Annotated in this window: 12 protein-coding genes; 6 read left to right on the top strand and 6 right to left on the bottom strand. The window is 59.8% G+C overall.

The window, feature by feature from the left end; all coding sequences use genetic code 11:
* Positions 1-192: 192 nt before the first annotated feature.
* The 3 genes from IIY41_RS05485 to IIY41_RS05475 are packed head-to-tail and all read right to left on the bottom strand — an operon-like array spanning position 193 to position 1,226.
* Positions 193-789, bottom strand: a complete 597-nt coding sequence (locus IIY41_RS05485) for a manganese catalase family protein (RefSeq protein ID WP_009323728.1) — start codon at positions 787-789, stop codon at positions 193-195.
* Entirely contained in the window at positions 776-1,057 is a 282-nt protein-coding gene (locus tag IIY41_RS05480; RefSeq protein ID WP_009323727.1) for a spore coat protein CotJB, read from the bottom strand. The genes IIY41_RS05485 and IIY41_RS05480 overlap by 14 nt, the downstream gene beginning before the upstream one ends.
* On the bottom strand, positions 1,047-1,226 hold the full coding sequence (locus tag IIY41_RS05475) for a spore coat associated protein CotJA (RefSeq protein ID WP_287400099.1): 180 nt from the start codon (positions 1,224-1,226) through the stop codon (positions 1,047-1,049). The genes IIY41_RS05480 and IIY41_RS05475 overlap by 11 nt, the downstream gene beginning before the upstream one ends.
* Before the next feature lie 395 nt (positions 1,227-1,621).
* Between IIY41_RS05475 and IIY41_RS05470 the strand changes: the two genes are divergently transcribed.
* From IIY41_RS05470 to IIY41_RS05450, 5 genes are all read left to right on the top strand, one after another.
* A complete protein-coding gene (locus IIY41_RS05470) occupies positions 1,622-2,242 on the top strand; it encodes a TetR/AcrR family transcriptional regulator (RefSeq protein WP_009323725.1) in 621 nt (206 codons plus the stop codon).
* On the top strand, positions 2,239-3,126 hold the full coding sequence (locus tag IIY41_RS05465; protein WP_154523304.1) for an ABC transporter ATP-binding protein: 888 nt from the start codon (positions 2,239-2,241) through the stop codon (positions 3,124-3,126). Before IIY41_RS05470 ends, IIY41_RS05465 begins: the two co-directional genes overlap by 4 nt.
* Before the next feature lie 5 nt (positions 3,127-3,131).
* Positions 3,132-3,929 (top strand): ABC transporter permease subunit, encoded by a 798-nt coding sequence (locus IIY41_RS05460; protein WP_050005326.1) that lies wholly within the window; start codon positions 3,132-3,134, stop codon positions 3,927-3,929.
* Between the two features lie 493 nt (positions 3,930-4,422).
* A complete protein-coding gene (locus IIY41_RS05455; RefSeq protein ID WP_009323722.1) occupies positions 4,423-5,475 on the top strand; it encodes an inorganic phosphate transporter in 1,053 nt (350 codons plus the stop codon).
* A gap of 22 nt (positions 5,476-5,497) precedes the next feature.
* Positions 5,498-6,121: a DUF47 domain-containing protein gene (locus tag IIY41_RS05450; protein WP_009323721.1), complete on the top strand. Its 624-nt coding sequence runs from the start codon at positions 5,498-5,500 to the stop codon at positions 6,119-6,121.
* 107 nt (positions 6,122-6,228) lie between these two features.
* Here the strand turns inward: IIY41_RS05450 and IIY41_RS05445 are convergent, their stop codons facing one another.
* Positions 6,229-6,693, bottom strand: a complete 465-nt coding sequence (locus IIY41_RS05445; RefSeq protein ID WP_055080332.1) for a hypothetical protein — start codon at positions 6,691-6,693, stop codon at positions 6,229-6,231.
* Between the two features lie 28 nt (positions 6,694-6,721).
* The gene (locus IIY41_RS05440; RefSeq protein ID WP_009323719.1) at positions 6,722-7,159 is read right to left on the bottom strand and encodes a LytTR family DNA-binding domain-containing protein; all 438 of its coding nucleotides are present in this window, start codon (positions 7,157-7,159) and stop codon (positions 6,722-6,724) included.
* Between the two features lie 195 nt (positions 7,160-7,354).
* Here IIY41_RS05440 and IIY41_RS05435 point away from each other — a divergent pair, with 195 nt between their 5' ends.
* Entirely contained in the window at positions 7,355-8,113 is a 759-nt protein-coding gene (locus IIY41_RS05435) for a class I SAM-dependent methyltransferase (protein ID WP_050005328.1), read from the top strand.
* Positions 8,114-8,190: 77 nt separating this feature from the next.
* On the opposite strand, the gene IIY41_RS05430 is transcribed toward IIY41_RS05435, so the two are convergent.
* On the bottom strand, positions 8,191-8,560 hold a 370-nt coding region (locus tag IIY41_RS05430; RefSeq protein WP_287400098.1), incomplete at its 5' end, for an IS3 family transposase.

The raw sequence follows: 8,560 nt of genomic DNA, 5'->3' as shown, positions 1-8,560 counted from the left end.
TGCGCTCTTCTATGGTAAGATGATGATAGTTCATACAGTTCCCTCCGGTGGTTTGGTGGTGTGGTAACTTCATTCTACCAGGGTTCTGTATGGACTTCTTTTTGTTCCCCTAAAGTGTTGCACTTGATAGTATAATTCACCTTCGACAGTCTGGCGCGGAGGCCTTGCGGCCTCCGCGCATCTTTTGGCTGGTCAGCGGTCAAAGCTGGGATTGACGGCATAAAAATTGCGGCTGTCCAGGGTGTCCTTGACGGTTTCCAGCGCCTCGCCGAAGCGCTGGAAATGGACGATCTCCCGTTCACGCAGAAAACGGATGGGCGCGATCACGTCCGGGTCGTCCACCAGACGCAGAATATTGTCATAGGTGGTGCGGGCTTTCTGCTCTGCTGCCATGTCCTCGTGCAGATCCGTGATGGCGTCGCCCTTGCTGGCGAAGCACATGGACGTGAACGGCGTACCGCCCGCCGCCTGGGGCCACACGCCGGCCGTATGGTCCACAAAATAGGTGTCGAAGCCCTGCCGCCTGATCTCGTCCGCGGAAAGGCCCTTTGTCAGCTGGTATACAATGGCGCTCACCATCTCCAGATGGGCCAGCTCCTCGGTTCCGATATCCGTCAGCAGGCCCGCCACACCGCGCCAGGGCATGGTGTAGCGCTGGGACAAATAGCGCATGCTCGCGCCCAGCTCGCCGTCCGGGCCGCCGTACTGGGTGATGATCACCTTTGCCGCCGCCGCGTTAGGCGTTTTGATCCTGACCGGGAATTGCAGGCGTTTCTCATAGCTCCACATCGTTTTCGTCCTCCGTTTCCCACGGCCAGGGCGCGCACGTCCAGTTCCAGGTACACGTGCCGCCTGCGTCATAGAAGTTTACAGGCCCGATGAGCCGTTCGTACTGCTTTACCGCGATGCCGCGCCGGGCGCGCACTTCCTCGTGGGCCGCAAGGGCCGCTTTGTCACAGGGGTGCGTGTCCAGAAACAGGCGCAGGTCGTCCATTGCAAAGCTGAGCTGGGCAAGTTCGCGCTCCACCTTGGATACACAGGTGCATTCAGTGTTCATACCGCACCTCCGGGGAACAAAACGGCAGGTCCAGCGCCGCGAACAGCGTGCCGCGGCACAACGCCTCGGACACCGGATAGATCTGTTCAAAGCGCTGCATCGGCACTGTGGCAATGGCCAGATGGCAGCGGCAGCTCTGCCCTGCGTTTTGCAGGTCGTTTTCGTTCATGGTCTTCAATCGCTCCTTTCTGTTGATCGCGGCGCGGGCCGCAAGCGCCCGGCCGCCTGCTTTATGGTATGACGCCGCACGCCGTTCCCGTGCGCCCCGTTCGGCGGCCGGATCTGCCCGTTTTGCTTCCGGAGCGCTTTTTTGAACGCTCTGACGCTCTGTGCCGCCGCGCGCCCCGGAAAATGGCTGAGAAAACGATCTGTAAATTTTTTTGCGGGGCGGTCCTTCCTCTCCGCAGGAAGGAGGGCGCGGCCGGCGGACCGGAGGCATCCCGCCGCGCCGCTATGCGTCTTAATACAAAATTAATCTGTCAGGGGGCTTGTGCGCCCCGGTCAATGCCGTATAATGAAACTTGACCGGCCGGTCAAACCTGCGGCGGAACGGGAGGGACTGCCTTGAACGAAAAATTTTTCACACTGTCTCCGGAAAAGCAGGCGCGCATTACGAACGCCGCGCTGGAGGTGTTCGCCCGCAACGATTACAAGCACGCCTCCACCGACGATATCGCGGCTAAGGCAGGCATCTCTAAGGGGCTTCTGTTTTACTATTTCCGCAACAAGCAGTCGCTGTACCTGTATCTGTACGACTATGCGCTGGAGCAGGTGCGCGGGCAGGTGCTGCGGCAGAAGCTGGACGGCGTGACGGATTTTTTCGAGCTGATGCACATCGGCGCACGGGCCAAGCTGGAACTGCTGACGCGCTGCCCTTATCTGTTGGAATTTTCCATCCGCGCCTTCTACTCCCGGGGCGAGGCTGTTTCCGACGCGGTACAGGCCAGGCTGAACGGGGACCTCACCGGCAGCTTCGCGCAGTATTTTTCCAACATCGATTTTTCCAAATTCCGTCCCGGTGTGGACCCTGCCCAGCTTCTGCGCATGCTGACCTGGATGACCGAGGGCTACATGAACGAAAAGCAGCGCGCCGGCGTGCCGCTGCGGCTTGAGGATATCCTGGCCGATTACAGCGGCTGGGAAGAAATGTTCCGCAAGATCGCCTACAAGGAGGAATATTTATGAGCGTGATCGCGCTTTCGCACATCACAAAGGATTACGGCGGCGGGCACGGCGTGTTCGACGTTTCGTTCGCCGTGGAGCAGGGAGAGGTGTTCGGCTTTCTTGGCCCAAACGGCGCAGGAAAAACCACCACCATCCGCCAGTTGATGGGGTTCCTTGCGCCGGATTCCGGCACCTGCACGATCAACGGCCTTGACTGCCGCACACAGACTGCGGCCATTCAAAAAAATATGGGCTATATTCCGGGCGAGCCCGCCCTGCCCGACGATATGCGCGGCGGCGAGTTCATCCGCTTTCTGGCCGCCTACCGCGGCATGCGGGGCACGGGCCGCGCCGGAGAGCTTTGCGAGCGCTTTGAGTTGGACGCCTCGGGCCGGATACGGCGCATGTCCAAGGGAATGAAGCAGAAGGTGGCCATTGTATGCGCGCTGATGCATGACCCGGCGGTGCTCATCCTCGATGAACCCACCAGCGGATTGGACCCGCTGATGCAGAACCGCTTCATCGACCTGATCCTGGAGGAAAAGCAGCGCGGCAAGACCGTACTGATGTCCTCCCATATGTTCGAGGAGGTGGAACGCACCTGCGCCCGCGTGGGGATTCTGCGGGAGGGGCGCCTGGCCGCCGTGGAGGAGATCGGCACACTGAAGGCGCGTCGCAGCCGCACCTATTCCGTCACGCTTTCCACACCGGATGCCGCGGCAGCTTTTGCGGCCGCGCCCGGCCTGCGGGTGCAGGCTGCGCAGGGCTGCACGGTGACGGTGCGCGTGCGGGACGGCATGTCCGCTCTGACCGCCGCGATGGCCCGCTTTCCGGTGACGTCCATCGACGCGCCGCGCCAAAGTCTGGAGGACGTGTTCCTGCACTATTACGGAAAGGAGGCGTAAAGCTGATGAATGGTGTGCTTTTCCGGCGCAGCGCAAGATCGCTGTGGAAAACATGGGTGGTTTTTGCGGCCGTGCTTTCGCTGTATGTGTCCATGATCACAGCCATGTTCGACCCCAAGCTCAACGCCACACTGGACGAGATCGTGACGGCCATGCCTCAGCTCATGAATATGGTGGGCATGCAGGCGGGCAGCAGCTCGCTGGGCGGGTTCCTCATCAACTATCTGTACGGCTTTCTGCTGCTGCTTCTGCCTCTGGTTTTTTCCATTCTGGCGGCGAATCGGCTGGTCGCGCGCTGGGTGGACACGGGCAGCATGGCCTATCTGCTGGCCTCGCCCAACACCCGGGCGCGGGTGGCGCGCACCCAGGCGCTGGTGCTCATTGCGGGCGGTACGCTGCTTACCGCCTACTGTACGGCGCTGGCCGTGGGCTGCGCCGCCGCGATGTTTCCCGGCGAGCTGGATGTCCCCGCCTATCTCGTGGTGAACGCCGGGCTGCTGTGCCTGCATCTGGCGCTGGGCGGGTTCTGCTTTTTCGCCTCCTGCCTGTTCAACGAGAGCCGCCTTTCCGTGGCGCTGGGCGCGGGCGTTCCCGTGCTGTTTTTCCTCATCCGCATGCTGGCCAACATGGGCGGCCGGCTGGAAAAATTGAAATACGCCACCGTGTTCACCCTGTTTGACCCCACCGGCCTTTTCCGCGGCGACGGCGCCGCGTACGCAGGCGCGGCCGTGCTGCTGGCGCTGGGGCTTGGTTTTTACGCGCTGGGCACGGCCGTGTTCAGCCGGCGGGACCTGCCGCTGTAACGCCTAATGCCGTGCTGAACCGCGCTTCGAGAGCCGGCTCTCTATACGCCCCGGCGTCAGCCCTGCAGGGTGACGCGGAGTTGTTTTGAATGAAAAAAGGGCGTGTTTGCACCAGAGGCCGTGCTTTCGGCGCGGTTGTCTGCACCAGAACCCCTACACAGCATCTGCACTTGCCCGCGGGCGCGCCGCCATCCCGTTTCGCGGCACCCTCCGCGTGGCTTGCACTTTACTTCGCAAAGGCACAATGGCTTTTCTCCGAGCGTTTTTCCTTTCTGCTTTTTCTGCAATACGTGCCGCGCTCTTTCCGGGCGCGGCTTTTTCTGTGTGCCGTCCGGCCTTTTCTATGCCCGGACCCCGGAAAAGACTGTTTTTTCGGCAAGTTATGTAAAGGAAATGTAAAATCATGTCCTTTCCCTCTGGCTTTTGTCAGGAACTGCCATTATACTTGTAAAGGTATAGTAAGTTTTTTGTAAAAAGAAAGCGAGGGCTTTGCTTGACGATCTCCCTGAGTGAATTTCTGGCGCAGCTTGCCGCGAACCCGGTTCTGGCCGTCACAGTGGCGCTGACGCTGGGCGTGGTGCTGGTGAACGGCTGGACGGATGCGCCCAATGCCATCGCCACCTGTGTTTCCACCCGCGCGATGAGCGCGCGCAGCGCCATTTTAATGGCGGCTGTCTTTAACTTCCTGGGCGTTCTGGTGATGACCATGGTGAACGCCAGCGTCGCGGCCACCATCTACAACATGGTGGATTTCGGCGGCAACACCGCAGACGCGCTGACGGCGCTGTGCGCGGCGCTCGTAGCCATCGTGGCATGGGCCACGGCCGCCTGGTGGTTCGGCATCCCCACCAGCGAGAGCCACGCCCTGATCGCCGGGCTGTCCGGTGCGGCCATCGCGCTGCACGGAGGCTTTGCGGGCATCAACGGCGGCGAATGGATCAAGGTCCTGTACGGCCTGGTTCTGTCTACTCTGCTGGGCTTCGCATTCGGCTGGGCCGCGGCCAGGCTGGTGGAGTTCCTGTGCAAAAACATGGACCGGCGGCGCACCACGGGCTTTTTCGGCGGCGCACAGATTGCGGGCGGCGCGGCTATGGCGTTCATGCACGGCGCACAGGACGGCCAGAAGTTTATGGGCGTTTTCATGCTGGGCATCTTTTTGGCCAACGGACAGGACAACGTCACCAATTTCCAGATCCCGCTGTGGCTGATGGTATTGTGCAGTGCCGTAATGGCTCTGGGCACTTCCATCGGCGGCTACCGCATCATCAAGGCTGTGGGCATGGATATGGTGAAGCTGGAAAAATACCAGGGCTTTGCCGCCGACATGGCGGGCGCGGCCTGCCTGCTGCTTTCCTCGCTGACTGGCATCCCTGTTTCAACAACGCACACCAAGACCACCGCCATTATGGGCGTGGGCGCGGCGCGGCGGCTGTCCAGCGTGAACTGGGGCGTGGTAAAGGAAATGGGGCTGACGTGGGCGCTGACGTTCCCCGGGTGCGGGGCCATTGGCTTTTTGATGGCACGGCTGTTCATGTGGCTGTTCTGAGAATAGGAAGGAGAACGTGAAAATGGCACGAAAAAAGGAAACGGATTATTTTGAGGCCTTTGTGGGCGGCGTAAATTCCGCCTGCGCTGCGGCGGACATGCTTTGCACGGTGTTTGACCACTATGAGCCGGAGGCGCTGCCCGGGCATATCGAGGCTATGCACAAAATCGAGCACTCGGCCGATATCGCAAAGCACGGCACGATGGAACAGCTTGTGCGTGAGTTCCTGCCCCCCATTGACCGGGAAGATATCATGGAGCTTTCCGGCACCATCGACGACGTGACAGACAGCATTGAGGATGTTCTGCTGCGGCTGTATATGTTCAATATCCGCACGCTGCGGCCCGAGGCGCAGGCTTTTGCACAGGTCATCGCAGACTGCTGCGCCGCGCTCAAGACCATGATGGAGGAGTTTCCCAATTTCCGCAGATCCAAGACCATCCACACCCAGATCGTTGAGATAAACGGCCTGGAGGAGCAAGGCGATAAGCTGTACACAGACGCCATGCACACGCTGTACGCGGATGCCAGCACGCCCGTGGACGTGATGGCTTGGACGGCGCTGTTCGACCGCCTGGAAAAATGCTGCGACAAATGCGAGGATGTGGCCGATGTTGTGGAGCGCGTCATCCTGAAAAACAGCTGAGGCTGCAGCTTTATGATAAACGGAAAGGGCCTGTGCGGTTTTCCACCGCGCAGGCCCCTTTTGTTGAAAACTTTTCATTCCTTTCATCTGGCTTTCCGCCGCATGCATCAGTATTCTCCCCGGCTGTTTTCATCCCGTGTACGGGAAGCGCGGTACTGGCCCAGCAGGCCGTCGTATTTTTTACCGCTGATGCGGTAATACAATTCGAACCCCAGCGTCATTGTCAGAAGCACCGCCAGGAAAATCAGGAAAAACAGCGCCCATGCGCCCGGCTGCGCTGCGGGCAGCCAGCCGAACCCGGCGGCAATGGCCGAAAGCACCGCCAGATACGGCACTGCAAATACGAACAGCCGCAGCGTATAGCGCAACCTTTTGATAACAAGCTCTGTAAACGCGACGATCTGCAGCACGCCGCCCGCCAGCGACAGCAGCAGAAACGAAAACAGGTAGTTATCGGGCAGACCGCCCCAGCCGAAGACCAGATCCAGAACGGCATACACGCACATGGTGGCCGTAAAAATATAGCATGCGGCCGTCTTTACAGGCATTACGATATCAAAAAATTTTTTCACAGCAAACACTCCTTTTCCGGTATAGGGCTCACAGCCCCAACTTTGCCTTGAGGGCAGGCACATACTGGCGCGACGCCACCACCACCTCGCCGTTGGACATCGTCACCCGCATTCGCCCGCCGAAGTCCGGACGCAGCGCCGCCACATGGGCAAAATTCAGCAGCACCGATTTACCCGCGCGCACAAAATCCCGCGCGGCAAGCTGCTCCTCCAGTTCGTACAGGCGCAGGGGCGTTTCATATACGGCGTCCGCTGTATAAAGAAACGTCTTTTTGTCCGCCGTGTCGGCATACAGCACGTCTGCCGCCGCCAGAACGTAGGTGGCGCCGTCCCTTTCTCCGGTGAGCTTCGCGTCGTAAACGCGCAGGCGCGCCAAAAGTGAAAGCACTGTGTCGTCAAGCTGCCTGCAGCGCACCACCACCTCGATGTCCGCGCAGGCCGGGTCCTCACAGATACGGATGTTCAACAGCCCCTCCCCCTTTGTTTGTGTTTATCCCGCGGCCGCATCTTTATGATACACACCCCGGCCCGCCGCTGCAAGCGCTCCGGAGCAAGCTGCGCAAAACAGGCCCTCACCTGCACAAAAAAGGCCTGCCGCGCAGGCTTGCCGCCGCAGAACAGATGTGTTACCATGAAGAAAACATGCAGGGGAAGTGCTTTTTTGAAAGAAAACAAATACGATGACAGCGTATTTTTCGAGCAGTACAGCCATATGCCCCGTTCCGAGCAGGGGCTTTCCGCCGCAGGCGAATGGCCGGCACTGAAAGCGCTGCTGCCGGAGCTCGCCGGCAAGCGCGTGCTGGACCTTGGCTGTGGTTTCGGATGGCATTGCCGGTACGCGGCCGAGCATGGCGCGGCCCGTGTGCTTGGGACGGACCTTTCCCAACGCATGCTGGAACGCGCCCGCGCCATGACCGACAGCCCCGTCGTGGAATACCGGCGCGCGGCCATTGAGGATACGCGGCCCGCCCCTGCGGCCTGGGACGTCGTTCTCAGTTCACTGGCGCTGCATTATGTGGAAGATTACGCGGGCGTGTGCCGCATGGTCTGGGACGCGCTGTCCCCCGGCGGATGGTTTATTTTTTCGGCGGAACATCCGGTGTTCACGGCCCAGGGGCCGCAGGACTGGCAGAGGGACGCAGGCGGCGCCCCGCTGCACTGGCCCGTGGACCGATACTTTGAGCAGGGACCCCGGGACGCGGTGTTTTTAGGCGAGCATATGCGCAAATACCACCGCACCGTTACGGGCTATGTGCAGCCGCTTCTGGCGCGTGGCTTCGCGCTGGAAGCGCTGGTGGAGCCGCAGCCTGCGCGGGAGATGCTGGACGCCGTGCCCGGTATGGCCGACGAGCTGCGGCGGCCGATGATGCTCATTCTCAAAGCGCGCAAGCCGCGGCGGAGCGGACGAGAACAGGAATAAGTCATAACCACCGGCGAATGAACTGTTCCAGAAGAAAAAGACAGAAATAAAACCACCATTGATAGGATAAAGAAGGATTAGACAAACAGGCGTCGTTTTTGGAAAGGAGAGAGCTTGGAGTAAAGCTGAATGCGTTCATGGTTGTAAAAAGCGATATAACTATCAATGAGCGTTTGTGCTTCGCGGATGGTCTCCGTCTTGAAAAGACGAATGCATTCGGATTTGAGAATGGAAAAGAAATTTTCTGCCATAGCATTGTCGTATGGGTTCGCCCGTCTTGACATAGACGGAGTAATGCCGTATTGTGTAGTTAGGGCAAAATAGCTTTGAGAAGCATATTGAAAGCCTTGGTCACTGTGGAGTAGCAGCTCTGCAGTGACCTCTTCTTTTTCTATTGCCGTGCGGATCGTATCCAGCACCAGTTTGATACTTTGGCGGGTGCTGGTT

This window comes from Ruthenibacterium sp. (assembly GCF_017421385.1).
Lineage (GTDB): Bacteria > Bacillota > Clostridia > Oscillospirales > Ruminococcaceae > Ruthenibacterium > Ruthenibacterium lactatiformans.
The sequence above is the reverse complement of the archived record's forward strand: the minus strand, read 5'-3'. Positions and strand labels throughout refer to the sequence as shown.

Coding starts and splice junctions, on each gene's coding strand:
- IIY41_RS05475 (WP_287400099.1), bottom strand. CDS start 1,226: ATGAACGAAAACGACCTGCAAAACGCAGGGCAGAGCTGCCGCTGCCAT.
- IIY41_RS05465 (WP_154523304.1), top strand. CDS start 2,239: ATGAGCGTGATCGCGCTTTCGCACATCACAAAGGATTACGGCGGCGGG.
- IIY41_RS05460 (WP_050005326.1), top strand. CDS start 3,132: ATGAATGGTGTGCTTTTCCGGCGCAGCGCAAGATCGCTGTGGAAAACA.
- IIY41_RS05480 (WP_009323727.1), bottom strand. CDS start 1,057: ATGAACACTGAATGCACCTGTGTATCCAAGGTGGAGCGCGAACTTGCC.
- IIY41_RS05450 (WP_009323721.1), top strand. CDS start 5,498: ATGGCACGAAAAAAGGAAACGGATTATTTTGAGGCCTTTGTGGGCGGC.
- IIY41_RS05485 (WP_009323728.1), bottom strand. CDS start 789: ATGTGGAGCTATGAGAAACGCCTGCAATTCCCGGTCAGGATCAAAACG.